This window comes from Streptomyces sp. NPDC044044, assembly GCF_056434405.1.
On record NZ_JBWKFG010000002.1, the window covers coordinates 194,805 to 219,027 of the forward strand.

The window sequence follows — 24,223 nt, forward strand, 5'->3', positions numbered from 1 at the left end:
GGTGGGGCTACTTGCGCTTGCGGCGGGGCCTGGTGAGTGAGTGGCAGAGAGCGGCGTACTGGCGGTGGGCCTGTTCGCGGACCTCGGGGCTCGGGCAGGAGTCGCGGCGGTGTCGCTGTGCGCGGATGACGAGCTGCTCCGTCTCCGCGTAGCCGACGGCGTCCTCGGCGTGGCCGCACGGGCAGGTGAAGTCGGCGGACGCTAGGGACTTGGCCTTCGCGTTGTCGAGACGGACGCGGATGCCGTAGCCGGGGTGCGGGTTGCCGATCGTCGGCCCGAGCCCGTTCATGCCGAAGCTCGGGCGCGGCGGCGCCGACGGGTGGTCACGCGAGCTGTCCGCGGCGCTTGAGGATGCGGTAGGTGTTGAGCCGCTCGCGGCCGGTGAGCCCGGCGACGACCCCTTGGCGGGCGTCGTCGCGCCGTGCGCCTTCGACGCGGATGATGTTGCGCAGGCAGGTCTTGTAGACGGGGCAGTCGACGCAGACGGCCTTGGCCTTGGCGATGTCGTCCGGCAGTGAGCCGGGGAACATCACCTCGGGGTCGACCGGCGTGCAGTTCCCGCGCCGCTGCCAGTTGTCGGCGCCGGTGGTGGTGTTGGGAGTGGAGCGGCTGAAGGTGGAGTGCCGGTTCACCGGGCCACCGCCACGGTGGTGGTGGGCCAGTGCACGCCGTCGAGGGCGCGGCGCTGCTGTGGCGGGAGGTCGAGGAGCGGGTAGCCGAGCCAGTCCATACCCATGGCCGCGAGGGTCGCCGCGTCGCTGGCATCGAACTTGCCGGTGCCCTCGCACCAGATGCCGAGCTGTTCGACGACGAACGCGTTGACCATGCCCTTCGCGATGCGGGCCCGCTTCTCCTTCGGGTGGTCCTTCGCGGGGAACGCGGAGCCCGTGGCGTAGATCGTCCGGTTGTGGGGCGAGGCGACGGCGTAGGGGATGCTGCGCTGCCACAGGCCGTGGGTGAGGATCCACCAGAGGCCGGCGGTTTCGTGCTGGCCGGGCAGCATCTTCGAGCCGTACGAGGGGCCTTCGATGACGACGAGGTCTGCGGCCTTGGTCCGGTCGAGGACCTCTTTGCGGAGCCACTCGATGCGGTAGTGGCCCTTGTCCTCGTGCTTCCAGCGGAGGGCGTCGGCGGAGTCGGGGGTGGCGATGCCGAGGCTGGTGAGGCTGGAGTCGATTCCGATGACGAGGGGGCGGGGCCCCGCCGCCGACCGGATGGCCGGGGCGGGGTCTTGCTCGAACAGGGTCGGGGTGCTCACTGGCCGTCCTCCGTGGTGTGCTGGCACTCGAAGCACGTACGACTGCCGTCGCTGTGCAGCGCGTGCGGACGGGTGGCCTGCTCGGCGGGGCACCAGGCCTCTTCGATCGGCTCGACCTCGCCGTCCTCGATGAGCGCCTCCAGGTCGCGCGGGTCGAGGAGCGCCTCCCGGTTCTGCTCGGCGGCGAGCAGCGTCCGGTTGAAGGTCGGGCGGCGGTGCTGGCCGGGGCCGCGAACGATGTGGAGGAGTGTGCGGATGGGGCTCATCAGGCGTCGCCTCCCGCACGCTGCGCGGGGATCGGGCGCAGCGGCCACGCCCCATCGATCACGGCGTCCGGGTCGTGCTTGTCCTTCGCCTTCACCGGGTTCCGCAGCCACGCCTGGTATCCGGCGGCGTCCTCGCGGTACCACTCGACCTGCCGCTCGTGCAGCTCCTCGACGGCGACGTCCCGCAGCGCGTTGAACCGGTTGGTGCGCAGCGCGAGGACCCAGTCCGGGCGCTGCCGGTAGGGGGTGTGAGCGATGACGCCCATCCGGTATGCGGCCCGCGCGGACATGAGTGCGTCGTACTCGGCGCCGTGCGCCTGGTCCTCGTCCCACGGCAGGCCGTACGTCTCGGCCGTCGTCCGCATCTGGTACGGCCCTTGGTCCTCGGAGATCCGCTTACGGAACGGGGCGCACTGCCGGTCGAGGACCATCGTGTCGATGACGCGGGTCAGCGGCTGACGGCAGATCCCTTCGAGGCTTTCGCTGAGGTGGCGGCGGCACTCGCGGTTGAGGAGGTTGAGGTCGTAGCCGCCGATGTTGTGGCCGACGAGCGGCACGCCCGCGGCGACTACCTCGGCGAGAGCTTGCGCGATGTCGGCGATGCCGTGTGCGGCGGGCATGCCGTGCTGGGCGGCGTACTCGTCGGTGATGCCGTGGACGGCGATCGCTCCGGGCTCCATGGGGATGCCGGGGTTGATCAGCCAGGTGCGGGTGTCGGGTGTGCGGCCTGCTCCGCCGAGGATGAGGGCGCAGGTGACGATGCGGGCGGTGTCGGCGTCTTTGTCGCTGGCCTCGAAGTCGAGGGCGGCCATGTGCTGGAGGTGCCAGGGGCTGCTCACTGGCCACCCCCGGCGAAGCGCTCCTGACCAGTCCGGTAGAGGAAGGCGCCGAGGGCTTCCTCGTCACCGGTCTCGTTGATCACCTTCGTGTCGAAGAGACCCGCCTGCTTGATCTCGTAGTTGATCTGCGCCATGCGCTGACGGGACGTGCCCAGTTCCAAAATCTCGTCCCGGTACGAGGCCGCAGTGCGGGGCGGGGCCTCACCGCGCTCGACGTTGGTGGAGTCCGGGTCCGCGTCGTTCGTGGGCACCAGGCCACCCAGGAAGAGCAGCGACCGCAACGCCGTCGAAAGGGCCTTCGCGGTGCCCTTGTCAGCCGAGTCCATCGACTCGCCCGCGGACTGCACTTCGATGCTGTCGCCGGTCGGGCCGATGATCCGGTAGGTGACGGTGGCGGTGCACTCGCGGGACGGCTTCCCGCCGGACGTCTTCACGTCCCGGTAGGCGGTCTCAGTGCGGATCGGCAGGACGAGCACGCCGTGCAGGCGACAAGCCGGGCCGAAGGCGTTGAGGGCGGAGTCCACGCCTCGGAACTGATAGCTGCCGCTGGTGTTGGCCTTGCCGTACCAGTTGCCCTTGCTGACGCCGCGGACCTCGCCCATGACGCGGGACCAGGCCACCCACACGGGCACCCGCTCCGGACCGTCGGGGCCAGGCTCGGCGATGCCGGGGTCCTGGAGAGGGGCCGGGGTGTACGTCGGTGCCGGGGCCGGATCGGCGGCTTCGGTCTCGGCGGTGCGGCCGGCGGCTGCGGCGGCCCGCTCGGTGATCGTGCTCATGCGTTGTGCTCCTCACGGACAGCGCGGGGAATGCTGATCTGGCGGTGGGTGCGGTCCTCGACGCAGTCGGCGTACGCGTCGGGCCAGCGCTCGGCGAGGCGCTTGGTGTCCGTCCACTCCTTGGAGCGCTCATCGAGGGACACGTACGGCTTGTCGAGGACCGTGGCGGCCTCGGCTGCGCCGAGCCCGGCGAGGATGCGGGCCTTGGCCGCCTTCTTGCGCTTCTCGGCGGCGGCGTAGTCGGTGTGGGCGTCGAGGTACTCCTCGACGGCTTCCTGCGTGTCGACATCGCGGGTGATGTCCAGGACTCCGGCGCGGTCCGGGTGGAGGCGCCCGTACAGGTCGAGGAGGACGTCCGGGTCGGCGTCGTGCGCCAGAACGGGCGGGCGCCGCTCGATGATCTGCTGCCAGGCGTTGGCCCCGGCGGTGCGCAGGTCGGCGATCAGGTCGGCGTGGTCCCGGACCCGGATCACGTACTGCCGGTAGTCGTTGCCGCCGATCAGGACCGCGGCGTGGATGTGGTCGTACCCACACACGTCGGCCTGCCACAGCGTCTGGACGAGGACGTCGTCTGCGACACCGGCCCGGAACTGGGAGGCCTTCATCTTGTCGCGGCACTTGATCTCAACCGCGCACTTCTCGCGCCCGTCGGCGAGCGGGCACTCCAGGACGCGGCGGTCCAACGTGCACATCTGCCAGGGGCGGTCGATGTTCTGGACGAGGCCGACGCGGCGGACGACGGAGCGGTTGCGGCGGGCCCACTCGCGGGCCACGGTCTCCTCGAACGCGCGCCCCCAGAGGGCGGGTTCGCTGTCGTCGCTCTCCAGCGGGAGGCCGCCAGTCTTGTCGTGCCAGACGGACAGGGCGTTGCCGTACCTCGAGATACCGAGGATCGCTGCGACGTCGCTGGAGCCGAGACCCTCGCGGCGGGCGAGGAGCCAGTTCGCGCGGTCGGCGTCGGCGGAGAGGATGAGGCGGCCGGTCGGTGTGACCCGGCGGCCGGCGGCCGGGGCGGTGGTGGCCCCGGCCGTGGTCGTGTTCGTCATGCGGCATCACCGCTCAGCGCCGCGAGGGCGTCGTCCCACGCCATGTCGTCCGCGGAAACCGCGGGCTCCCCGACGTACCGGACGAGCGCCTCGGCGCCGAACTCCGTCTGCCGGGTGTCCGTCTCGAAGGCGCCTGCGGGGGTGTAGTGGTGGCCGCTGCCGGGCTTACCGTTCCCCGCGGTGCGGATGACCCAGGCGGTGGCGGTCGCCGACGGGAGAGAGCTGTACTTCCCGACTACGACCCAGACGCCGGGTTCGTGGCGGGCTCGGGTGGCGACGGCGGCATGGTCGGTCTGTGGCCTGCGGGTGGGGTACGTGACGATGGGCTGCGGCGGGCGAGGGTGGGCCGGGGCCCATGCGCTGCCGTATGCGGCTTCTGCTTTGGCTGCGATCTCGCGTGCGGCGTCACGTCCGGCGCGGACTTCACCGCGGGCGATCTGACCGAGGACCCGCTCGGTGTCGGACATGGGGGCCATGACTCTGGTGCCCATCAAGCACCGTCCTTCCGGGGGTTGTTCCACGCATTGCGGCGGGCCTGGTGGGTGTCGTGGCGGCGCTCGCGGGTGCCGCTGTGGCTGGTGCACAGGTCGCCCGGTGCGGCCTCGCAGGACGGGCAGGTGATAGCGATCTGCGGCAGAGCGAGCGCGGGCGCGTCGTCGTGCGTCATCGGTTGCCCCCGCCCCTGGGGGCGGTGAAGTACCGGACGCCCTTCTCCTCGTGCTGTACGAGCGCTCCGGAGTCGCGGAGAGTCGCGAGGTCGAAGCGGGCCGCGCGGACGCCGAGGTTGGGGAAGCCGTTGACGCGGTACCAGCGGACGACGCCGCCGGATTTCCACCGGCCGCCGAGGGCGATCTCGTGGAGGAGTCGTGCGCGGCGGTTGGTGTCGGTGGGAGTGGCGATGGCCTCGCGGCTGCTCTTCTCCCTGGCCATCGAGCGCAGCGTCCGCGCGGCCTCGCGAACCAACTCGGCAGACCCGGGGCCGATCCCGGACCCGGTGCCGTAGTGCTCGGCGACGCGGGCCTCGGTCTCGTCCGCGATCCGGTCGAGTGCGTCGGCGCCCTCGTTCAGCACCTCGGCGCGGTGCTCCCGCTTCAGCCCACGGAGCAGAGTGGCCGTGTCCAGGCCGCCCGTGTCCACGAACTCGATGTCGGGGTGCATGTACTGCGCAGCCCAGATGGACCAGCCGCGTTCGGCGCCGAGCGCCTGGATCTCGACGGCCATGTCCCGCAGCACCTCGGCGCGGTAGGCGTCGAGCAGATGCGGCAGCCCAGCGCTCCGGTACGGGCTGTCGGACACGGCCTGCACCATGTTGAGGATCGAGTCGCGGGTGCTCACGCGTCCTCACCGCCCCGACGATCCGCAAGCGGCACGATCCCGCGCTCGGCACGGAACTCAGCGATCGCCTCGCGACAGCACACCGGCTCGCCCTCGACGCTGTGCTCGTCCTGGGTCGTCGACTCGTCGGCCGCCTCCTCGGCGGTCAGCGCCTCGAACTCCGAGCGGCAGTGCGTGCACAGGGTGATGTCGTCGGCCGTGAACGCGGCGCTGTGACCGGGGTAGTTCTCGGCGAGGAACTTCTGCACGGCGGGCCAGACCTCGGACCGCATGGTCGCGGTCTCGTGCGCGAAGTCCGCCTGTGTCCAGTGCGCGCTGAGGGGCGGAGTGATGGTCAGGCGGCCGTTGATCTTTGCGGGCTGTTTCATGCGGTGCGCCTCCGCTCCTGCGCAGGCACCGGACGCGGAGCCGCGATCTCTGCGACCGCCGCCCGCAACTGCCCCAGCCCCGTCGTGTACAGCGGCACCGTCCCGCCGTCCGCGTACGTGTCGACGAGCTTGTCCATCCGCTCATCGAGCTCGTGCCTTGCGTGACTGTCCGGGCCCTGGTGCAGCGCGGACCGCAGCAGCTCGCCCATGTCGGTGAGCTCCTCGACCACGCCCTTCGGGTCATCGACCGCCTGACTGATCAGCTCGGTGAAGACGGCGCGGATCAGGAAGGCGCTGATGTTGAGCTCGGCACCGGTTGCGGTGGTGTCGATGGTGAGAGGGAACGGGCCCTCGATCCGGTGCGTCATCGGAGTGCGCCCTTCTTCGGAGCGGAGAGGATGGGGCGGTGGGTGGCGATCAGCAGCAGCCACGACACGACCGCCAGCAAGGCGCGGTCACGGACCTGCGCGGTGCGGAGCCGGGTGATCTCGACGAGCAGCCGGTCACCGGCACGGGTCTCGATCAGCTCCCGCCGTGTCGGCCACGTGGGGTCATCGACAATCAGCAGCAGCGGAATGCTCGCGGCGGCGAACACGCTGGTGGCCAGCGAGAACGCGGCGGGCATGGACTCAGGCAGCATCACGACGCACCACCTGCGAGGGGCTTGTCCAGGCGCAGCGTCTGTGTGGGCGCGAGGAGCGCAGTCAGCGCGTCCGCGGGGGCATCCGCCGGGTTGTACGGCAGCGCCACGCCGAGCACCTCGGCAACCTGCTCCCACGCGCTGTACTCCGCCTCAGCGGCCTTCAGCTCGGGGAACGTGCCCTGTTCGATGCACGGCTCGGTGGGCAGCAGCGTCAGCAGCACATCCCGCCGCGCCTGCAAGTCGGCCAACTCGACGGCGACCCGCGGAGACTGGAGCAGACTCGCAGCCTCCAGCGCGCAAGCGATACCCGCCGCCGTCCGGTCCCTCGCCTGCGCGGCGAGGATGACGTCCGCCGCAGCGTTCACACGTCGGGTATTCACGCAGCCACCCCGCAGGCATCCGCAGCCGCCTCCAGCACCGCGACAGCCGACTCGGCCGTACGCCCCTCGACGTCACCCCACGAGTCCACGTGGAACGCGAGGGCCAGTTCGTCCTCGCCGTACGGGCCCTGCTCGTTCACGAGCAGCCGGTGCGCAAGAGCCGCGATCGCAGCCCGCGACAGATCAGAGGGCAGATGCGGATCACCGGACACCGCGCAATTCAGCGCGGCCACGATCGACATGGGCCGCTCGGCGTGCGGGGTAGTGAGCTCGCGGTTGAACGTGTCCGGGATCAAGTCGCCCTTGTGGAGACCATTCGCGGAGATGATCCGGGCCGCAGCCCGCTCTACCTCGCGGACGGTCGACGGCGGGCGGTGGGGGACGGTGATGCCGGTGACGAGCACCGGACGCCGGTGACCGGCGGGAAGATCGGTAGGCTTCGTTTTCACGGTGGCCTCTTCTTTCTGAGTGGTTGAGGCGCCGAGTCGTGGGGTCGCCGGGCCTGCAAGCGGGCGGCCCTGCGGCGCGTTCAGGGGTGAATCAGGCGGCGTTGGCCGCCGGTGCCTGCGGCGTCGCGAGGGACACCGGGGCGAACAAGCTGCGCAGGAACTCGCGCTGCTCCGGACGAAGCGGCGGGGCCGACGCGGCATTGCGGCGCGCGGCATCAACCGCTGCCGGTCCGAGGCTCCGTTCGATCGCGGCGCGGTCGAACACGGGACCCGAACTCATGCCGGCACCGCGGCGAGGTGCTCCGGCTCGATCGGCGCAGGGTTGGCGCGGCCGGTCGGTACCCAGATCACGAAGAGGTCGACTCCAAGCCTTTTAGCTATGGCCTTGGCTTCGTCCTCGCTGGCTGTCTCGCGCTCTCCGGTCCGCAGGTGGCCGATCTTGCTGGGGTGGCATCCGGCGGATTCGGCGAGTTCCCGGACGCTTACCTCGCGGCCGTCTCCGGTGCGTTCCATGAGCTGACAGAGGAGGTCAGCGCTCACGAGTTGCATGGGGTTCTGCTGGGGGCGCACTTATTCACCTCCGTAGACGCTGTGTGCGTTTCCGTGAACAAGGACGACAGTACATCTCGGTAGACGTGCTGTCTACAGAAACGCACGTCCACCAAAATTCGGTCATCACACCCCGTGGGGATGGCGCACACGGGGTGTGCGCGTAGACACTGTGTTGTCTGGCGTGAATGGTTGCGTCGACTGACCTGCGACTTACTCGGCTTTCGAGGGCCGTAACGTAGACATCAGCCGTCACTCAACGGGAGCTAAGAGGCACAATGACCGCCATGGCTGAGCAGCAGAGCACTGACTTCACCGACCTCGTGCGCGAGCGGCGCGCGGAGCTGGGCATCAGCCTCCGCGAGCTGGAGGCGCGATCGGTCGACCCCGAGTCCGGTGTGCAGGCCAAGTTCGGATGGCTGAGCAAGGTCGAGAACGGCAAGCCCATCGACACCCCGTCGCTGGAGCAGATGCGTGCACTCTCCGTCGGTCTGGAGATTCCGCTGCCCGTGCTGCAAGAGTCAGTCGCCGCCGAGTTCCTCGGCATGCAGACGCGAGAGGTCTGGAGCCGGGACCGGTCCACGCGCATCCTCGCCGCACGCATCGAGGAAATGAACGCCACCGAGCGCCGGCAGCTGGCCGAGATCGCTGAGACCTTTGCCCGTAGGCGCACCCAACGTGACGGAAATGCAGAAGATTAGTACGACTTTCTGCTACCGAGTGGTTCACTCTGGTCACACCCTGACCGGTATGGCACAGTCAGTGATCCGCCTGGGGGGCGCATAGGGATCACCTCGCTCGCGCGCTCGAACGCTTGATCGGTCGTGCGCGGGCATGGCTCAGGGAGGCGCGTGCGATGGCGGACGGGGAAGGTATGCGGCCGGAGGGCGGCGAACCCGAGAAGACGCGAGACGCCCCCGGCAAGGAAGAGGCCCAGCCGAAGGCCGAGTTCCGGATGGAGCTGCGCGACAGCCTTCCCGGAGACCGGGCGGTGATCGGCGTGGAGCAGGAGGGCGAGTTCATGTGGCTCGCGTCCAGAAAGTACGTACACCCCAAGGCTGTTGACGAGCTTGTCGATCAACTGCAGCGCATAGTGCGCGAGGGTCTGTGGGTTCAGAACTGGGCTGGCCAGTAAGCGAATTCGGCGCCAAAAGGATCACGAACTAGGCCCGCAGGTCTCTGACCTGCGGGCCTAGTGGTGTCCTTCATGACACTTGGGGGTCCCCAAGGCATACCCGCCGATCAGGATCGTCCCGTCGTCCTGCGGGAAGAACCCGACAGGATTGGCCTGCGGCTGCCCCGTCGCGTCGACGCTCGCCATCCGCCCCAGACGCTGGGACTTGAGGTACGCCCGCTCGGCCTCGCTGAATTCGGTCATGACGCGAGCCTAAGCCGCAGGGAGCCCCCATCGCGGCGCCGCCTCGTTCGGTCGGACCGGCGTGATCCGCAGATCAGGACGGTCACCCTTCGCGGTGATCAGTGCGGACTCGCCCCGCCGGAGAGCGATCCTGACCGCACCCCCGTCCCCGTCTCCGCCCACATCCTCGTACGACAGCTGCCGCCCCCGCCCGTCCCGTACCTTGATCGCCCCCGCGATGCCGTGCCGCACGACGCACGGCGCCCCCGCCTCGCTCACGACCCGCACCCACCGGGTCGCCCCACCCTCCCGCACCGCGCTGAGCAGGAACGCCCCCTGCGTACGGAAGTTGTGCACCGTGAGGTCGGCCCACGCCGACGGCAGCGCGGGGAAGACGCGGATGACGTCGCCCCAGGACTGGCAGACCATGTCGTGCAGGGACTGCGCGGCGGAGAGCGGGGTCTCGATGACCGGGCCCGACTCCTTGTACATGGTGTTGGGCTGGATGAACCGCGTCATCAGCTCACCCAGGTACTTCAGCGCGTCCTCTCCCTTGCCGAGCAGCGCCGACATCGACGCGGCGCCGGTGAAGGTGTAGCCCTGCAGCGCTCCCTCGAAGCCGACCCAGTGGGCCAAGGACCGCTCGATCAGGGCGCGTTCGTCCGCCGTGCGGCCCGTCACCTCGTACAGCGGGTACACCGCGAGCATGTGGGAGTAGTGGCGGTGCGACTTCGCGAAGGGGATGTCCGCGCCGATCATGTAGCCGTTCGCGTCGGTCGGGTACGCGGCCAGCCTGCTGCCGACCTCCCTCCAGCGTGGCGCCAACTTGTCTTCCACGCCCAGGAGTTCGGCGGCGTCCAGCAGCGTGCGGCAGCCCCACTTCACCAGCATCAAGTCGTAGTTGCAGTCCCGTGAATTGCCGCCGTACTCGGGCGAGTAGGTCGCCGGGAGGTGCAACTTGCCGTCCGTGCCCGGCTCCAGGAAGTGCAGGTAGTAATTGATCGCCTTCCGCAGCAGCGGGAAGAGGACGTCTCGCAGGATCGACTCGTCCATCGTGTGCCGGTAGCTCAGCCAGACGTTGTGCAGCGCCCAGGTGAGGTTGCCGACCTCGGGGGTCGGCGGGTCCTGGCCGGGGATGCCGACCCCGTAGCCGCCGTCCGTCACCGATGCGCCATTGACGAGGGACGGGTCCGTGGTGCGGGGGATGCCGAGCGAGTCGGCGCGGTAGGGGGCCGCCATCTCCTTGGTGAGGTTGGGCCGGAACTCGCTCAACGCACGTGTCACCGCGTCCAGTTCGAGGTGGTTGGAGCCGTGGATCAGCCAGTACTCCAGCTGCACGTTCAGGTTCCACCAGGTGTTGGGCCACGGCGTCGGCTCCAGCCACGGGCCGCAGGTCGCCATCACCGGGGCGTCCCGGCGGGCGGCGGCCGCCGTCTTGTAGAGCTGGATCCAGTAGAAGCGCTGCATCCGGGCGTCGGGCAGCGACAGGAAGCTCTTGCGGTAGTACGCGTGCCACCAGGCCCGGTGCGACGCCGCGAGACCGTCGTACGAGAGGCCCGCCGCGCCCCGCACCGCGCGCACCGCACGGTCGCGGGCCGTGGTGCCCGGGTGCGAGTGCGCCACGTTCACGTACAGCGTCCGGGCCCCGCCCCGCGTCCGCTCCCGCCACGCGGTGACGTGCTGCCCGCCCGCGAGCAGCGGCTGCACGGCGGCCGTGACGCCGTCGTACTCCTTCACCTCGGCGGGCGGGTTGCCCCCGTACCCCTCCGGCAGCGGCTTGAACGCGGCGCGCGGGCTGATCGCCTCCGCGGGGTGGAACACCCAGCGGAAGCCGCGCTCGCCCGCGCTCGGGGTGACCTCTACGGCCATGACGGAGCGCGTGTTGTGCACCTGCGCGCGGAGCTTCAGGGTGCCCTTGTCCGTGGTGAGGGTGCCGGTCAGCTCGGCGTCGCGCAGCCGCAGGCGCCAGTCGATGCCGGTGATCTTCCCGACGGGTTCGAGGGTGAAGTGGCCGATCGGCAGCCGGGCGAGGCCGAAGAGGGAGCCGAACTCGGGGCGGTGGTCCTGGACCTCGGAGTGCTGGATGTTGAAGCGCAGTGCCGTGATCGCGCCGTCCGGCTGCGCGCTCGGCTCGGCGTAGATCCCCGAGCCGAGGAAGCCGTTGCCGAGGTAAGGGCCCTCGTACCAGGTCTTCGGCAGCTTCTGCCAGACCAGGTCGGCGTCGTCGAGCACCGTGCGCCAGGGGTCGCCCGGCGCGCTGACCTCGGTCGACTCCCGGGTCGCGGCGGTGGCCTGGGCGGGCAGGCCGCCGGCCATCAGGGCGCCGCCGACCGCGGTTCCGGTGGTGGCGAGCACGGTTCTTCTGGACGGGCTTGGCATCGCTTCTCCCGGAGTCATCGGAGCTTTACCTCGCTGAAAGCTAGAGAGGGTGCGGCATCCAGTCAATGAGTCAGGAGAGATCCGATGGGGGTATGTGTATGTGAACGTGTGCTGTGTATGCGTTCGGCCACGGATCGGCTGGTCCAGCCGGGGACCAGCCAGGGGAGGGGGCTCGGTCGGCTCGGCCCGCTCACCCCCAGATCACGGCCCCCAGCCACGCCCCCGCGATCAGCAGGCACGCGAACAGCTCGGTCAGCACGCTCCAGCCGCCCGCCCGCATGGCCGTCCGCGTCGCCGTCACCGCCTCCCCGTGCCTGCCGAGCCGCAGCCGTTCGCCCAGGTAGATCCCGCCGATGAACCCCGGGATCGACCCGATCACCGGCACCACGCAGAACCCGACAAGCGCCCCGGCCCCCGCGTACACGGCCGTCCGGCGCGTGGCACCGCTCTCCCGGAAGCGCCGGGGCGGCAGCAGCCATCGGATGCCCTGCGCCACGAGGAGCACGACGGACGCGCCCACCAGGACCCACCAGGCGACCGGCTCGGGGTCCTGCAGCGCCCACCACAGAACCGCGGCCCACACCAGCCACGGCCCCGGCACACCGGGCACAAGCACCCCGCCGATCCCGAGCAGCAGCACCACCGCGACCAGCAGGAGTTCCCACGCTCCCATCTGCCAAGCGTGCAGGAAACGGGAGAAAACCGCAGGTCGCGCGAGCTTCGCACGCCCGTGCTAACGCGCCACCCGCCCCGGCCCTACCCCGCGCTCAGCGCACCACCCGGCCCGGCACCGTGCCAGCGCGCCACCCGGCCCGGCCCTACCCCGCGCTCAGCGCACCACCCGGCCCGGCACCGTGCCAGCGCGTCACCCGGCCCCGCACCGTGCCAGCGCGCACCACCCGGCCCCGCCCCACCCCTAACGCGCCACCCAGCCCCGCTCGTACGCGTGCCAGCCCAGCTGGAGCCGCGTCGTCACGCCCGTCAGCTCCATCAGGCGCTTGACCCGGCGCTGCACCGTCCGAAGGCCCAGGTCGAGCTGTTTGGCGACGCTCGCGTCCGTCAGGCCCGCGAGCAGCAGCGAGAGGATCTCCAGGTCCGCGCCGTCGGGGCCGTCGGGGGCGTCCTCGGTGACCGAGCGGCCGTCCTCGCCGAGCCGCAGCGGCAGCGCGTCGCGCCACACCGCCTCGAAGAGCCCCGTCAGGGATTCGAGCAGGCCGCTCGCGTGCACCACGAGCGCGGCGGGCTCCGCCGTGCGCGAGGTGAGCGGCACCATCGCGAGCGAGCCGTCGGCGATCACCAGCTTGGTCGGAACGCGGTCCACGACGCGCACCTGTTCGTTGCGGCCGATCGCCGTCGACAGCTCGATGAGGCCGGTGGGAAGCGCGAGCACGGAGCGTTCGACCACCACGCGGTAGGTGACGCCACGGCCCGCGGCCTGCGCCTCCGCGTCGTTCTCCATGCCGGTGATCGCCACGGGGTTGCCGGTCACCAGGGCGCACACCTCGTCGCTCGCCCCCAGCTGGAGCTGGAGGAACCGCTGCGAGACCGCGCCCGCTCCGGTGACCACCTCGACCAGGTCGTGCACCGCGGGCTCCGCGGCCTGCGCGCGATACTCCTCGGCGAGCAGCTTCGCCGCCAGCTCCGCCTTCTCCAGTTCGTGCCGCTGCTGGGTCAGGAGCGCGCCGAGCGCGACACCCGGCGGGGCCGCCACCCACCGCCCCGCCTTGCCCGACGCCTGGGCCGCGAGGCCGTGCAGCTCCAGGTGGCGCAGCGCGCGCACCGTGTCCGGTTCGCCCAGCGAGAGCCGCCGCGCGAGATCGGGCACGTCGGCGGCGCCCACCGCCACCAGGGCGCGATACGCCGATTCGTGCGTCTCGTCCAGGCCTATCGAAGCCAGCATGCGGCGACGTCCCTCCCCAGGATCCGTTCCGACGGCGCCCTGGCGGAAAACAGCCACGGCGTAAACCCGCCCCGGGACATCATCCCCGCACCTCCCGCCTCTCTGCCAAGGTGACGCCACCGCAGCACCAACGGCAGCCGCTAATACGGCCTTTGGTCCGATATCGGCTGTGGTTCCGCATGCCCGACAACCTTGGGGAGAGCGATGCGCCCGATATCGCGTACGGCCTTGGGGGCGGCGTCCGCCGCCGTCCTCGCCGTCACCGCGGCCGTCCCGTCCGTGGCCGAGCCACGCGCTGCCGAGGCGGACACGAGTCCGCTGGTGGGGGGTGCCCCGCGGGGCGAGGGAAGCTCCGTCGTCACCCTCGTCACCGGTGACCGCATCCTGGTGACGTCCGACGGCAAGGACCGCGCGGGCGCGAGCGCGCTGCCCGGCGCCGACGGCACGATGCCCCTCATCCAGACCAGGCGGTCCGGCAAGGACCTGTACGTCTACCCCGAGGGCGCCGTCCACGCGATCGCCGAAGGCAAGGTCGACGAGGAACTCTTCAACGTCACCGGGCTCGTCCGCCAGGGCTACGACGACGCGCACGCCAAGAAGCTGCCGCTGATCGCCGTGTACGACAAGTCCGTCGACGTCACGCGCTCGGTGCCCGCGACGCCGCGCGGCGCCGAGCGCGGCCTCGTCCTCAAACCCGTCGACGGTGTCGCGCTGAAGGCCGACAAGAAGAAGGCAGCGGACTTCTGGGCGGACGTCACGTCCCCCAAGTCCCGCTCCGCGTCCGACCTGAAGAAGCTGTGGCTGGACGCCAAGGTCAAGGCCACCCTCGACCGGTCGACCAAGCAGGTGCACGCCCCCGAGGCCTGGGCCGCGGGCTACGACGGCAAGGGCACCAAGGTCGCCGTGCTCGACACCGGCGCCGACGCCGAACACCCCGACCTCAAGGGCAGGATCGGCGCGACCAAGAACTTCACCGACTCGCCGGACAACGAGGACCGCCAGGGCCACGGCACCCACACCACCTCCACGGTCGGCGGCACCGGCGCTGCGAGCGACGGCAAGAAGAAGGGCGTCGCGCCCGGCACCGGGCTGCTGCACGGCAAGGTCCTCAACGACAGTGGTTCCGGGGCCACTTCGTGGATCATCGCGGGCATGCAGTGGGCCGTCGACGAGAAGGCCGACGTCGTCTCCATGAGCCTCGGCAACCCGGCGCGCACCGACTGCACGGATCCGATGAGCACGGCCACGGAGGAGCTCGCGCAGTCGAGCACGGACACCCTCTTCGTCCTGGCCGCGGGCAACACGGGCCCGAGCCTCAACTCCGTCTCCTCGCCCGGCTGCGCGCCGAGCGTCCTGACCGTCGGCGCCGTCGACCGCGACGACTCGACGGCCTCCTTCTCCAGCAGGGGGCCCGCGTACGGCTCGCACACCCTCAAGCCGGAGATCGCCGCGCCCGGCGTCGACATCTCCGCCGCGGCGGCGGGCGGCAGGGGCGTCTACGCCTACCAGTCCATGAGCGGTACGTCGATGGCAACCCCGCACGTCGCGGGCGCCGCCGCCCTGGTCAAGCAGCGCCACCCGGACTGGAGCGCACAGCAGATCAAGTCGGCCCTCGTCTCGTCGGCGGACAGCGCCATCCCCGGCGACGTCACCGAGACGGGCGGCGGGCGGCTCGACGTGAAGGCGGCCGTCGACCAGAAGGTGCTCGGCTCGCCCGCCGTGCAGGGCGGCACCTTCGGCTGGCCCCAGGACGACTCGGACCGCACGACGGTCGACGTCCCGTACACCAACACCACGGACAAGGCAGTGGAGTTGAAGCTGTCCGTGCAGGGCGTCACCGGCAACGACGGCTCGGCCGTGCGCCCGAGCATCGCCAAGCTCGGCGAACGCACCGTGAAGGTCGCCGCCGGTGCCACGGTCAAGGTCCCGCTGAAGCTCGACCCCGCCGCGGACCTCAAGAAGGCGCAGTACGGCGACGTGACCGGCCGCGTCCTGGCGAAGGCCGACGGGGGCGTCGCGGTCTCCACGCCCTTCTCCCTCTACGTGCAGCCGGAGACCGTCAGCCTCCGCGTCAAGCTCGTCGACCGCGCAGGCAAGCCCGCGGACGGCCCGTCGTCCGTCGACCTCATCGGCACCGACGACGCCAGCGGTGAGCGCCGCTTCAACGAGGGCGCGAACGACCAGACGTACCAAGTCCGCCCCGGCGCCTACTTCCTGACCGGATTCATCGCGACCCCGGACGCGGACGGCGGCACGCTGACCGACTCGCTCACGCACATGGCCCGGCCCCAGGTCGAGGTCAAGAAGGACATGACCGTCACGCTCGACGCCCGCAAGGCGCACCGCCTGTCCGTCAAGACGGACAAGGAGTCCGAAGTGCGCGGCGCCACCCTCGGGTTCGCCCGCACCTGGGGCACCGACAACTGGCTGCACGCGGGCACCGCGTCAGGGCCGCGCTCCATCCGCGGCTTCTACCAGTCCGTCGAGGGCAAGGCGACCGACGGCACCTTCGAGTCCGGCAGCTACTGGCGCGCGGCGGCGCCCCAGCTCTCCGAACTCGCCGTCGTGGGCGGCAAGTCGCTCCATCCCGTGACCGCGTCCACCGGATCCGCCAACCTCGACGGCACGGGCAGGGCTGCCCTCGTGGACGCCAAGTCCGGTACGCCCGAGGAGCTCGAAGCCGCCGGGGTCAAGGGCAGGATCGCCCTCGTCAAGGTCCCGGACAGCGGCAGCGCGAGCGCCGTGGCGACGAACGCGAAGGCGGCGGGAGCGCTCGCCGTCATCGCCCACCGCGCGGCCCCCGGCCGCTGGTACCCCTCGACCGGCTTCACTGGATCCCCGCTCCCGGTCCTCGGCGTCCAGACGGCCGAAGCGGCTTCTCTCCTCGCCCGACTGGCCGATGGACCCGTCGAATTGAAGTGGAAGGGAACGGCGAAGAGCCCCTACGTTTACAACCTCGCCTTCCCCGAGACCGGCCAGATCCGCGACGACCGCACCTACCGGGTGCGGGACAAGGACCTCGCCGCGAACGAGGCGACGTACCGCGCGATGGGCACGGCCACGGACTACGTGGACCTGCCGTCCGCCGTCCGTCCCTCGGGCCTGGAGGTGTACTTCGCCGACATCGAGTCGGTCCCGGCCCCCGGCAAGCGCACCGAGTACTACTCGGCGGGCACGACCGGCTGGGGCCACCAGGTGTCCAGCAGCTTCCCGTTCGGCGAGTTCATGATCGACCCGGTGCGGACGTACGAGAAGGGGGAGCGGCGCAGCGAGAAGTGGTACGAGGGTGTGCTGACGCCCGCGGCACCGCGTGACGCCCAGGGCAAGGAGGCGCTCGCGGCCGAGCGGCAGGGCAACCTGATCGGTGTCGCGCCGGGCTTCTGGGACGACGGCCAACACGCGGGGATTCAGGGCGGTTTCGGCGACATCGGCGGCCTTGAGCTGAAGCGGGACGGCGAGGTCGTGGGCGATTCGGGCTGGCCGTTCGGGGTGTTCTCGGTCCCGGCCGACGACGCGGCGTACGAACTCACCCTCCACACCAACAAGATCGGCTCGAAGGTCTGGCAGCGGTCCCTGGGCACGCAGACCACGTGGGCGTTCCGCTCGCACCTCGACGAGGAGGTCTACTCGCAGGGGATCCCGATGCTGTTCCCGCGCTACCAGCTGCCGGAGGACGGCATGAAGACGCTGGCGGCGAAGGACGGTCAGCGCATCGGGCTCACGGCGACGGGGCACGCCGGCTACAAGCCCGGCGCGCTGAAGTCGGCGGCCCTGTCCTACTCGTACGACGAGGGCAAGACCTGGACCAAGGCCGAGACGTCCGCCTCCAAGGGCTCCAAGGGCTCCAAGGGGGAGTGGACAGCGACCGTCAACCACGCGGGCGCCTCGGGGAAGCAGGTCTGGCTCAGGACCGAACTGACGGATGCGAACGGAAGTTCCGTCACTCAGACGGTGGCTCGCGCCTACGACGTGCGCTAAACACACAGACACCGCCGGGCGGTCCTCCCGTGGGGGGTGGGCCCGCCCGGCGGCCATCATCACTCTTCCGGTGGCCGGAATTTCCGGATGAACCGTTTTCGTACGGCCTCTGCGGTGGACAATAAGGGGCATGAGCCAGCAGGGGGAGAGGCACGACGGGGCCTCCGGCCAGGAGGACGACTGGTGGGGTCAGCTGTACGACGACTCCGCTCATGACACGGGTCCGGCCGAGGCGGCCGACACCCTCGACGACAGGTTCGCCTCGGCGGTCTCCGCGGCGGCGGGCGACGGCGGCTTCCCCGACCCGGAGCCCCGGACGCCGGATCCCGGACCTCCGGGGGAATCGTCCGTCCGCGGCGCGGGTCCTGGGCCGGGCGAACCGTTCGCTCCACGCGAGCCCCTGGTTCCACCCGAGCCGGTGGCGCCGCCCGAGCCCCCGCCCGCCGCCCGCATCCGCCCGGACGTCGCCCCCTGGGAGCCTCCCGCCGCACCCACGGGCCCTGTGACCTTCCCGGCGGGGCCGTCGAAGCCTCCCGGCGACCCGAGCCGCACCACCGCCGTCCCCGCGCCCCGCGCGCCCGAGGAGTCCGCGGTCGCGGATCAGCGGGCACCCGCCCCGGTGGAACCGGAGCCCGCCCTGGCGGCAGCAACGCCGGACGCCGTCTCGTACGTAGGCGACGGACCGCCCACGTACGACGCCGAGCCCACCGTCCTGCCCGCAGCCGACCCCGACGACCTCGGCGACCTGGTCGCCGACACCGTCCTGGACGGCGCCCGCTACGGAACCTCCACCCTGCGTGCCGTCTCCGTGCGCGGGGACTCCGCGCGCTATCGGGGCGAGCCGCGGCGCGACTCGCTGCTCACCGCGCGGTTCGGGACCGGGGAGGGCGCCCTCGTCCTGGTGGCCATGGCCACCGGCGCGCGGGCCACGCCGGGCGCCCATCGCGCCGCCGCGGAGGCCTGCGCCTGGATCGGCCGTGCCGTGGGGCGCAGCCATCAGCGGCTGTCCGAGGACATCAGGGCAGCCCGGCGCGGGGACCTCAAGAGCGGTCTGCACCGGCTCACTGACCGCAGCCTCGGCAAGCTCCGCGCGCACGCCGTCGACCTCGGCATCGAGCCCGAGGAGTACGCGGCGTCCTTGCGCTGCCTCCTCCTGCCCGCCGACCCCGAGTGCCGCACCCGCGTCTTCTTCGGCGTCGGCGGCGGCGGTCTCTTCCGGCTCAGGGACGGGGCATGGCAGGACATCGAGCCCCACGTCAGCGACTCCGCGGGTGACCCGGGGCCTCCGGTCGTCGGCTTCGGTTCGGTGCCCCCGGAGACCCCGGACGGCGATCGGCTCACCATGGACATGGGGATCATCACGCCCCCGAGTCCGTACGAGCCCGCCCCCGAGCCACCGGCCCGCGAACCCTTCCGCTTCCGGGCCTCCGTAGCCCGCCCGGGTGATGCCCTGATGCTCTGCAGCGGCGGCCTCGCCGAGCCCCTGCGCGGCGAGCCCGAGTTCGCCGCGCATCTCACGCAGCGGTGGGCCAAGAGCGGTCCGCCGGGTCTCGCGACCTTCCTCGCGGACGTCCAGGTCAGGGTCAAGGGGTACGCGGACGACCGAACGGCGGCCGCCGTTTGGGAGGCGTGAGCGCCCTCACTGTGAATTCATGGACCCCAAGAGAATCAAGGGGACTGAAGGGTTCGTGAAGCCATGGCCAAGCAGAACGTCGCCGAACAGTTCGTCGACATCCTCCACCGCGCCGGTGTGCGCCGCATGTACGGAGTCGTGGGCGACAGCCTGAACCCTGTCGTGGACGCGATCAGGCGCACCAAGGGCATCGACTGGGTGCAGGTCAGGCACGAGGAGACGGCTGCCTTCGCGGCGGGCGCCGAGGCCCAGATCACCGGCAGCCTCGCCGTCTGCGCCGGTTCCTGCGGCCCCGGCAACCTCCACCTGATCAACGGCCTCTACGACGCCCACCGCTCCATGGCGCCCGTCCTCGCCCTGGCCTCGCACATCCCGTCGAGCGAGATCGGCCTCGGGTTCTTCCAGGAGACCCACCCCGACCGGCTCTTCCAGGACTGCAGTCACTACAGCGAAATGATCTCCAACCCGCAGCAGATGCCGCGGCTCCTTCAGACCGCCATCCAGCACGCGATCGGGCAGTCCGGCGTCAGCGTCGTCACCCTGCCCGGAGACATCGCCGACCAGCCCGCCCCGGACAAGTCCCCCGAGAGCGCCCTCGTCACCTCGCGGCCCACCGTGCGCCCCGGAGACACGGAGATCGACAAGCTCGCCGCGATGATCGACGAGGCCGACAGGGTCACCCTCTTCTGCGGCAGCGGCACGGCCGGCGCGCACGCCGAGGTCATGGAATTCGCCGAGAAGATCAAGTCCCCGGTGGGCCACGCCCTGCGCGGCAAGGAATGGATTCAGTACGACAACCCGTACGACGTCGGCATGAGCGGACTCCTCGGCTACGGCGCCGCCTACGAGGCCACTCACGAGTGTGACCTGCTCATCCTCCTGGGCACCGACTTCCCGTACAACGCCTTCCTGCCCGACGACGTCAAGATCGCGCAGGTCGACGTGCGGCCCGAACGCCTCGGCCGCCGCTCCAAGCTGGACCTCGCCGTCTGGGGCGACGTACGCGAGACCTTGCGCTGTCTCACCCCGCGCGTCACGCCCAAGACCAACCGCAAGTTCCTCGACAAGATGCTGAAGAAGCACGCGGACGCGCTCGAAGGCGTCATCAAGGCCTACACGCGCAAGGTCGAGAAGCACATCCCGATCCACCCCGAGTACGTCGCGTCCGTGGTCGACGAACTCGCCGCCGATGACGCCGTGTTCACCGTCGACACGGGCATGTGCAACGTCTGGGCCGCCCGCTATCTCTCGCCGAACGGCAAGCGCCGCATCATCGGCTCCTTCAGCCACGGCTCGATGGCCAACGCCCTGCCGCAGGCGATCGGAGCCCAGTTCACCGACCGCAAGCGCCAGGTCGTCTCCATGTCGGGCGACGGCGGGTTCTCCATGCTGATGGGCGACTTCCTCACCCTCGTCCAGTACGACCTGCCGGTGAAGATCGTCCTGTTCAACAACTCCTCGCTGGGCATGGTCGAGTTGGAGATGCTGGTGGCCGGGCTCCCTTCGTTCGGCACGGCCAACCACAACCCCGACTTCGCCGCCGTGGCCCGCGCCGCCGGTGCCTACGGCGTGCGGGTCGAGAAGCCCAAGCAGCTCGTGGGCGCCCTGAAGGACGCCTTCGCGCACAAGGGGCCCGCCCTCGTCGACATCGTGACGGACCCCAACGCCCTCTCCATCCCGCCGAAGATCAGCTCCGACATGGTGACCGGCTTCGCGCTCTCCGCCAGCAAGATCGTCCTGGACGGCGGAGTCGGCCGGATGGTCCAGATGGCACGCTCCAACCTGCGGAACGTGCCCCGCCCCTGACGCCCGGTCAGGCATGTCGCAGACGCAGCGTCAGGATCTGGAACGGACGCAGCGCGAGCACGAGCCCCGCGTCGTCGGTGTGGGCCGGTTCGAGCGGGCGCTCCAGGAGGTCGGTCACCTCGGCCGTGCTCACCGCGAACGACGTGGTGAGCGCGGCCGCCGCGCGCCCGCCCCGGGACTCGTACAGACGCACCACGACATCGCCGCTCCCGTCGTCCGCGAGCTTCACCGACTCCACGGTCACCGCCGGATTGTCGACGCTCACCAGGGAGGGCAGGACGGGCGCGGCGGCGACCCGCAGCGGCAGATTCAGCGCGAGCCCCTCGGCGACCGCGTCGCCCGTCGTCGCGCCGGGCAGCAGCGCGTACGTGAACCGGTGCACGCCAAGGTCCGTCTCCGGGTCCGGGCTGTGCGGGGCGCGCAGGAGCGTGAGTCGAACGGTGGTGCCGAGCCCGTCGCCGTGCGGCGTACGCGTCACGTCATGGCCGTACGTCGAGTCGTTGAGCACCGCCACGCCGTACGCCTCCTCGGCGACCCGCAGCCACCGGTGCGCGCAGATCTCGAAACGGGCCGCGTCCCAGCCGGTGTTGGCGTGCGTGGAGCGGTGCACGTGCCCGAACTGGATCTCGGCCGCGGACCGTTCGGCATGCACGTCCAGCGGGAACGCGGCCTTGAGCACCTTCTCCGACTCCTGCCAGTCCACCTCCGTGACGACGTCGATGCGACGGCTGCCCGCCGCGAGGCGGATCTCCTGGGTGATCCGAGAATTCCCGAAGGCCCGCACCACGCGGACGGCGACCCGCAGCGGCCCGTCCTCGACCAGCTCCACGGACTCGGCGTCCGTGAGGTCGGTGTGCGTGTTGCGGTAGTGCTTGTCGAGGTCCCACGCGTCGTAGTGCGTGGGGTGGTCGGGGTGCAGCTGCAGGAGGTTGCCGCGCGTACCGGGGGACAGGACCTCCCGCTGTGCGTCGACGTCGTGCACGGAGGTCAGCAGACCGTCCGCGTCGATGGCGACGCGCAGGTGCTCGTTCAGGAGCTGGATCTCGCCGTCGGCGAGCAGGGCGGTCGCCCCGGTCTCCCGCGTGTACGAGGCCGCCTCTTCGAGGCTCTTGCTCCCCAGGGCCGGGACATCGACGTGCACCAGGGTGCCGTCGTCGGCCGTGACGACCTCACTGCGCGCGTACGGCGACGCGTTGAGCGCGGCGGGTCCACCCGGGCCGAGGGAGCGGACCGCCGCCGCGGTGATCTCATCGAGCTCGGCGAGCACGCGCTCATACGTGTCGCGGGCCTCGCGGTGCACCCAGGCGATCGACGACCCCGGCAGGATGTCGTGGAACTGGTGCAGGAGAACGGTCTTCCAGAGCCGGTCGAGGGTCGAGTACGGGTAGACGTACGCAGGGTCGCGCACCGCGGCGGCGGTACACCACAACTCGGCCTCGCGCAGGGCGTGTTCGGTGCGGCGGTTGCCGCGCTTGGTGGCCGCCTGCGTCGTGTACGTCGCGCGGTGCAGCTCCAGATAGAGCTCGCCGGACCAGACGGGCGCCTGCGCCCCGTACTCCTCCTCGGCGGCGGCGAAGAACGCCGAAGGACGCTCGATCTCGACGCGCGGCGAACCCTCCAGGGAGCGCAACCGCCGGGCCTTCTCCAGCATTTCGCGGGTCGGGCCGCCGCCTCCGTCGCCCCAGCCGAACGGCACGAGGGAGCGTGACGCGCGGCCCTTCTCGGTGAAGTTCTTCTCCGCGTGCGCGAGTTCGGCGCCATGGATCTGGGAGTTGTAGGTGTCCACCGGAGGGAAGTGCGTGAAGACGCGCGTGCCGTCGATGCCCTCCCACCAGAAGGTGTGGTGCGGCATCTTGTTGGACTGGTTCCAGCTCAGCTTCTGGGTGAGGAACCAGCGGACGCCCGCGAGCTTCGCGAGCTGCGGGAACGCCGCCGTGTAGCCGAAGGAGTCCGGCAGCCAGATCTCCTCCGTCTCGACCCCCAGCTCCTCGCGGAAGAACCGCATCCCGTGCGTGATCTGCCGGGCCAGGGCCTCGCCGCCCGGCATGTTGGCGTCCGACTCGACCCACATGGAGCCCACCGGCGACCAGTTTCCGTCCGCGACGGCCTTCTTGATGCGCTCCCAGATGTGCGGCTGGTGCTCCTTGACCCAGGCGTACTGCTGGGCCTGTGAGCAGGCGAAGACCAGCTCGGGATAGTCCTGGGCGAGGGCCGTCACATTGGCAAAGGTGCGGGAAGCCTTGCGCACCGTCTCGCGCAGGGGCCACAGCCAGGCCGAGTCGATATGGGCGTGCCCGGTGGCCGATACGCGGTGCGCGCTGGCGTGGGCGGGGCTCGCGAGGACCTCCGCCAGCTCGGCGCGGGCCGCGGCCGCGGTGCCCGGCACGTCGTGCAGATCGAGCGCGTCGAGCGACCTCTCCAGGGCGCGCAGGATCTCGTGGCGCCGCGGACGGGCGGCGTCCAGTTCGTACATCAGCTCCGATAGGACCTCGATGTCCAGTGTCAACTGCCATACGTCCTCGTCCAGTACGGCGAGATCGGCAGACGCGAATCGGTAGATGGGGCGATCGCCCGCGGTCAGTACGTCGCCAAGGGGCGTGGGTTCGAAATCGTGCAGAACGGCCGGGTTGGCGGCCGCCTCCAGGAGGAGGTGCACCGGCTCGCCGCCCTGCGCGGAGGACGCGACGGGGATGTGCCGGTTGCGGGGGTGAATGCCCTTGATGGGCACACCCGTGGCGTCGTACACGAGCCCCTCCGCCTGGAAGCCGGGACCGTCACCGGTGAAGCCGGGGTCGACGACCACCTCGACATGGCGCCCGCGCCAGGATTCGGGGACCTGGCCGCGCAGCCGGAACCAACTGGTTGACCAGGGTTTTCCCCACTCGGTGCCCGTCTCGAAGGGTTCGTACGAGGCGTCGACGGCCTCGGCGACGGGGACGGGTTCGCCCGGCGCGTGCCAGACGGAGAGGGTGAGCGGCACACGGTCCGCGTACTGGGCGGGGCGGATGAACTGCCGCAGGGCGCGCTCCAGGCGTCCCTCCACCAGCAGTCGGTCGTCGTGCACGGCGGCTCCTCGGAAAGCTCGGGCGGACCCGGCGCGGCGCGGTCGGGCCCGGTCGGGATCATGCGGAAACGGTCCACCGCTTCACTTCCCCGCCGGGCTCGGGTGCACCCACTCCGAACGTTGATGAATGGACATGAGTGCCGCCAACCGGGTGGGGAATGCATTCCGTGAGCGTGTTCGAGCAGGAAGGAACT

Annotated in this window: 26 protein-coding genes and 1 pseudogene; 5 read left to right on the forward strand and 22 right to left on the reverse strand. The window is 70.8% G+C overall.

Annotated elements, in window-relative coordinates; genetic code table 11:
- Positions 1–7: 7 nt before the first annotated feature.
- From AC07AG_RS06810 to AC07AG_RS06890, 17 genes are all read right to left on the reverse strand, one after another.
- Positions 8–289, reverse strand: a complete 282-nt coding sequence (locus tag AC07AG_RS06810; RefSeq protein ID WP_478752608.1) for a hypothetical protein — start codon at positions 287–289, stop codon at positions 8–10.
- 34 nt (positions 290–323) lie between these two features.
- Positions 324–632 (reverse strand): WhiB family transcriptional regulator, encoded by a 309-nt coding sequence (locus tag AC07AG_RS06815; RefSeq protein ID WP_478752610.1) that lies wholly within the window; start codon positions 630–632, stop codon positions 324–326.
- Positions 629–1,258 (reverse strand): hypothetical protein, encoded by a 630-nt coding sequence (locus AC07AG_RS06820; RefSeq protein ID WP_478752612.1) that lies wholly within the window; start codon positions 1,256–1,258, stop codon positions 629–631. The genes AC07AG_RS06815 and AC07AG_RS06820 overlap by 4 nt, the downstream gene beginning before the upstream one ends.
- Positions 1,255–1,524, reverse strand: a complete 270-nt coding sequence (locus AC07AG_RS06825; protein WP_478752614.1) for a hypothetical protein — start codon at positions 1,522–1,524, stop codon at positions 1,255–1,257. The genes AC07AG_RS06820 and AC07AG_RS06825 overlap by 4 nt, the downstream gene beginning before the upstream one ends.
- Entirely contained in the window at positions 1,524–2,363 is an 840-nt protein-coding gene (locus tag AC07AG_RS06830; protein ID WP_478752616.1) for an exonuclease domain-containing protein, read from the reverse strand. Before AC07AG_RS06830 ends, AC07AG_RS06825 begins: the two co-directional genes overlap by 1 nt.
- Entirely contained in the window at positions 2,360–3,142 is a 783-nt protein-coding gene (locus AC07AG_RS06835) for an ERF family protein (RefSeq protein WP_478752618.1), read from the reverse strand. Before AC07AG_RS06835 ends, AC07AG_RS06830 begins: the two co-directional genes overlap by 4 nt.
- On the reverse strand, positions 3,139–4,188 hold the full coding sequence (locus tag AC07AG_RS06840) for a lambda-exonuclease family protein (protein ID WP_478752620.1): 1,050 nt from the start codon (positions 4,186–4,188) through the stop codon (positions 3,139–3,141). Before AC07AG_RS06840 ends, AC07AG_RS06835 begins: the two co-directional genes overlap by 4 nt.
- On the reverse strand, positions 4,185–4,679 hold the full coding sequence (locus tag AC07AG_RS06845) for a hypothetical protein (protein WP_478752621.1): 495 nt from the start codon (positions 4,677–4,679) through the stop codon (positions 4,185–4,187). The genes AC07AG_RS06840 and AC07AG_RS06845 overlap by 4 nt, the downstream gene beginning before the upstream one ends.
- Positions 4,679–4,855 (reverse strand): zinc finger domain-containing protein, encoded by a 177-nt coding sequence (locus AC07AG_RS06850; protein ID WP_478752622.1) that lies wholly within the window; start codon positions 4,853–4,855, stop codon positions 4,679–4,681. The genes AC07AG_RS06845 and AC07AG_RS06850 overlap by 1 nt, the downstream gene beginning before the upstream one ends.
- Complete coding sequence (locus AC07AG_RS06855) at positions 4,852–5,523, reverse strand: hypothetical protein (protein ID WP_478752624.1); 672 nt, start codon at positions 5,521–5,523, stop codon at positions 4,852–4,854. Before AC07AG_RS06855 ends, AC07AG_RS06850 begins: the two co-directional genes overlap by 4 nt.
- Entirely contained in the window at positions 5,520–5,891 is a 372-nt protein-coding gene (locus tag AC07AG_RS06860; protein WP_478752626.1) for a hypothetical protein, read from the reverse strand. The genes AC07AG_RS06855 and AC07AG_RS06860 overlap by 4 nt, the downstream gene beginning before the upstream one ends.
- A complete protein-coding gene (locus AC07AG_RS06865; RefSeq protein ID WP_478752628.1) occupies positions 5,888–6,259 on the reverse strand; it encodes a hypothetical protein in 372 nt (123 codons plus the stop codon). Before AC07AG_RS06865 ends, AC07AG_RS06860 begins: the two co-directional genes overlap by 4 nt.
- On the reverse strand, positions 6,256–6,534 hold the full coding sequence (locus tag AC07AG_RS06870; protein WP_478752630.1) for a hypothetical protein: 279 nt from the start codon (positions 6,532–6,534) through the stop codon (positions 6,256–6,258). Before AC07AG_RS06870 ends, AC07AG_RS06865 begins: the two co-directional genes overlap by 4 nt.
- Positions 6,531–6,914 carry a hypothetical protein gene (locus tag AC07AG_RS06875; protein WP_478752632.1) on the reverse strand — a complete coding sequence of 128 codons (384 nt, stop codon included), beginning with the start codon at positions 6,912–6,914 and terminating at the stop codon, positions 6,531–6,533. The genes AC07AG_RS06870 and AC07AG_RS06875 overlap by 4 nt, the downstream gene beginning before the upstream one ends.
- Positions 6,911–7,363 carry a DUF6197 family protein gene (locus tag AC07AG_RS06880; RefSeq protein ID WP_478752634.1) on the reverse strand — a complete coding sequence of 151 codons (453 nt, stop codon included), beginning with the start codon at positions 7,361–7,363 and terminating at the stop codon, positions 6,911–6,913. Before AC07AG_RS06880 ends, AC07AG_RS06875 begins: the two co-directional genes overlap by 4 nt.
- A 91-nt stretch (positions 7,364–7,454) precedes the next feature.
- On the reverse strand, positions 7,455–7,643 hold the full coding sequence (locus tag AC07AG_RS06885) for a hypothetical protein (RefSeq protein WP_478752636.1): 189 nt from the start codon (positions 7,641–7,643) through the stop codon (positions 7,455–7,457).
- Positions 7,640–7,912 (reverse strand): helix-turn-helix domain-containing protein, encoded by a 273-nt coding sequence (locus AC07AG_RS06890; RefSeq protein WP_478752638.1) that lies wholly within the window; start codon positions 7,910–7,912, stop codon positions 7,640–7,642. Before AC07AG_RS06890 ends, AC07AG_RS06885 begins: the two co-directional genes overlap by 4 nt.
- A 287-nt stretch (positions 7,913–8,199) precedes the next feature.
- On the opposite strand from AC07AG_RS06890, the gene AC07AG_RS06895 reads away from it, so the two are divergent.
- Entirely contained in the window at positions 8,200–8,613 is a 414-nt protein-coding gene (locus AC07AG_RS06895; RefSeq protein WP_478752640.1) for an XRE family transcriptional regulator, read from the forward strand.
- A gap of 155 nt (positions 8,614–8,768) precedes the next feature.
- Positions 8,769–9,047 carry a hypothetical protein gene (locus AC07AG_RS06900; protein ID WP_478752642.1) on the forward strand — a complete coding sequence of 93 codons (279 nt, stop codon included), beginning with the start codon at positions 8,769–8,771 and terminating at the stop codon, positions 9,045–9,047.
- Between the two features lie 78 nt (positions 9,048–9,125).
- On the opposite strand, the pseudogene AC07AG_RS06905 reads toward AC07AG_RS06900, so the two are convergent.
- The 4 genes and pseudogenes from AC07AG_RS06905 to AC07AG_RS06920 form a co-directional block, all read right to left on the reverse strand.
- Positions 9,126–9,290, reverse strand: a pseudogene (locus tag AC07AG_RS06905) (pyridoxamine 5'-phosphate oxidase family protein); the annotation flags it as partial.
- Positions 9,291–9,299: 9 nt separating this feature from the next.
- On the reverse strand, positions 9,300–11,648 hold the full coding sequence (locus AC07AG_RS06910; RefSeq protein ID WP_478752644.1) for a glycosyl hydrolase family 95 catalytic domain-containing protein: 2,349 nt from the start codon (positions 11,646–11,648) through the stop codon (positions 9,300–9,302).
- A gap of 190 nt (positions 11,649–11,838) precedes the next feature.
- The gene (locus AC07AG_RS06915; RefSeq protein ID WP_249586990.1) at positions 11,839–12,321 is read right to left on the reverse strand and encodes a DUF456 domain-containing protein; all 483 of its coding nucleotides are present in this window, start codon (positions 12,319–12,321) and stop codon (positions 11,839–11,841) included.
- Positions 12,322–12,564: 243 nt separating this feature from the next.
- Positions 12,565–13,548 (reverse strand): helix-turn-helix transcriptional regulator, encoded by a 984-nt coding sequence (locus AC07AG_RS06920; RefSeq protein WP_478752647.1) that lies wholly within the window; start codon positions 13,546–13,548, stop codon positions 12,565–12,567.
- A 204-nt stretch (positions 13,549–13,752) separates the two neighbouring features.
- Between AC07AG_RS06920 and AC07AG_RS06925 the strand changes: the two genes are divergently transcribed.
- The 3 genes from AC07AG_RS06925 to AC07AG_RS06935 all read left to right on the forward strand — a co-directional run bounded on the left by AC07AG_RS06925 (position 13,753) and on the right by AC07AG_RS06935 (position 20,965).
- Complete coding sequence (locus tag AC07AG_RS06925; protein ID WP_478752649.1) at positions 13,753–17,526, forward strand: S8 family peptidase; 3,774 nt, start codon at positions 13,753–13,755, stop codon at positions 17,524–17,526.
- Positions 17,527–17,656: 130 nt separating this feature from the next.
- Positions 17,657–19,159: a protein phosphatase 2C domain-containing protein gene (locus AC07AG_RS06930; protein WP_478752651.1), complete on the forward strand. Its 1,503-nt coding sequence runs from the start codon at positions 17,657–17,659 to the stop codon at positions 19,157–19,159.
- 63 nt (positions 19,160–19,222) lie between these two features.
- The gene (locus AC07AG_RS06935; RefSeq protein WP_478752652.1) at positions 19,223–20,965 is read left to right on the forward strand and encodes a pyruvate dehydrogenase; all 1,743 of its coding nucleotides are present in this window, start codon (positions 19,223–19,225) and stop codon (positions 20,963–20,965) included.
- Positions 20,966–20,972: 7 nt separating this feature from the next.
- Here AC07AG_RS06935 and AC07AG_RS06940 read toward each other — a convergent pair whose 3' ends face one another.
- Positions 20,973–24,029, reverse strand: coding sequence for an alpha-mannosidase (locus tag AC07AG_RS06940; RefSeq protein WP_478752654.1), 3,057 nt, complete (start codon positions 24,027–24,029; stop codon positions 20,973–20,975).
- Between the last annotated feature and the right edge of the window lie 194 nt (positions 24,030–24,223).

Bases quoted from the DNA above. Each gene is read 5' to 3' on its own strand.
- AC07AG_RS06810 (WP_478752608.1), bottom strand. From the start codon at position 289: ATGAACGGGCTCGGGCCGACGATCGGCAACCCGCACCCCGGCTACGGC.
- AC07AG_RS06825 (WP_478752614.1), bottom strand. From the start codon at position 1,524: ATGAGCCCCATCCGCACACTCCTCCACATCGTTCGCGGCCCCGGCCAG.
- AC07AG_RS06835 (WP_478752618.1), bottom strand. From the start codon at position 3,142: ATGAGCACGATCACCGAGCGGGCCGCCGCAGCCGCCGGCCGCACCGCC.
- AC07AG_RS06840 (WP_478752620.1), bottom strand. From the start codon at position 4,188: ATGACGAACACGACCACGGCCGGGGCCACCACCGCCCCGGCCGCCGGC.
- AC07AG_RS06845 (WP_478752621.1), bottom strand. From the start codon at position 4,679: ATGGGCACCAGAGTCATGGCCCCCATGTCCGACACCGAGCGGGTCCTC.
- AC07AG_RS06850 (WP_478752622.1), bottom strand. From the start codon at position 4,855: ATGACGCACGACGACGCGCCCGCGCTCGCTCTGCCGCAGATCGCTATC.
- AC07AG_RS06860 (WP_478752626.1), bottom strand. From the start codon at position 5,891: ATGAAACAGCCCGCAAAGATCAACGGCCGCCTGACCATCACTCCGCCC.
- AC07AG_RS06865 (WP_478752628.1), bottom strand. From the start codon at position 6,259: ATGACGCACCGGATCGAGGGCCCGTTCCCTCTCACCATCGACACCACC.
- AC07AG_RS06885 (WP_478752636.1), bottom strand. From the start codon at position 7,643: ATGAGTTCGGGTCCCGTGTTCGACCGCGCCGCGATCGAACGGAGCCTC.
- AC07AG_RS06890 (WP_478752638.1), bottom strand. From the start codon at position 7,912: ATGCAACTCGTGAGCGCTGACCTCCTCTGTCAGCTCATGGAACGCACC.
- AC07AG_RS06895 (WP_478752640.1), top strand. From the start codon at position 8,200: ATGGCTGAGCAGCAGAGCACTGACTTCACCGACCTCGTGCGCGAGCGG.
- AC07AG_RS06900 (WP_478752642.1), top strand. From the start codon at position 8,769: ATGGCGGACGGGGAAGGTATGCGGCCGGAGGGCGGCGAACCCGAGAAG.
- AC07AG_RS06910 (WP_478752644.1), bottom strand. From the start codon at position 11,648: ATGCCAAGCCCGTCCAGAAGAACCGTGCTCGCCACCACCGGAACCGCG.
- AC07AG_RS06915 (WP_249586990.1), bottom strand. From the start codon at position 12,321: ATGGGAGCGTGGGAACTCCTGCTGGTCGCGGTGGTGCTGCTGCTCGGG.
- AC07AG_RS06920 (WP_478752647.1), bottom strand. From the start codon at position 13,548: ATGCTGGCTTCGATAGGCCTGGACGAGACGCACGAATCGGCGTATCGC.
- AC07AG_RS06925 (WP_478752649.1), top strand. From the start codon at position 13,753: ATGCGCCCGATATCGCGTACGGCCTTGGGGGCGGCGTCCGCCGCCGTC.
- AC07AG_RS06930 (WP_478752651.1), top strand. From the start codon at position 17,657: ATGAGCCAGCAGGGGGAGAGGCACGACGGGGCCTCCGGCCAGGAGGAC.
- AC07AG_RS06935 (WP_478752652.1), top strand. From the start codon at position 19,223: ATGGCCAAGCAGAACGTCGCCGAACAGTTCGTCGACATCCTCCACCGC.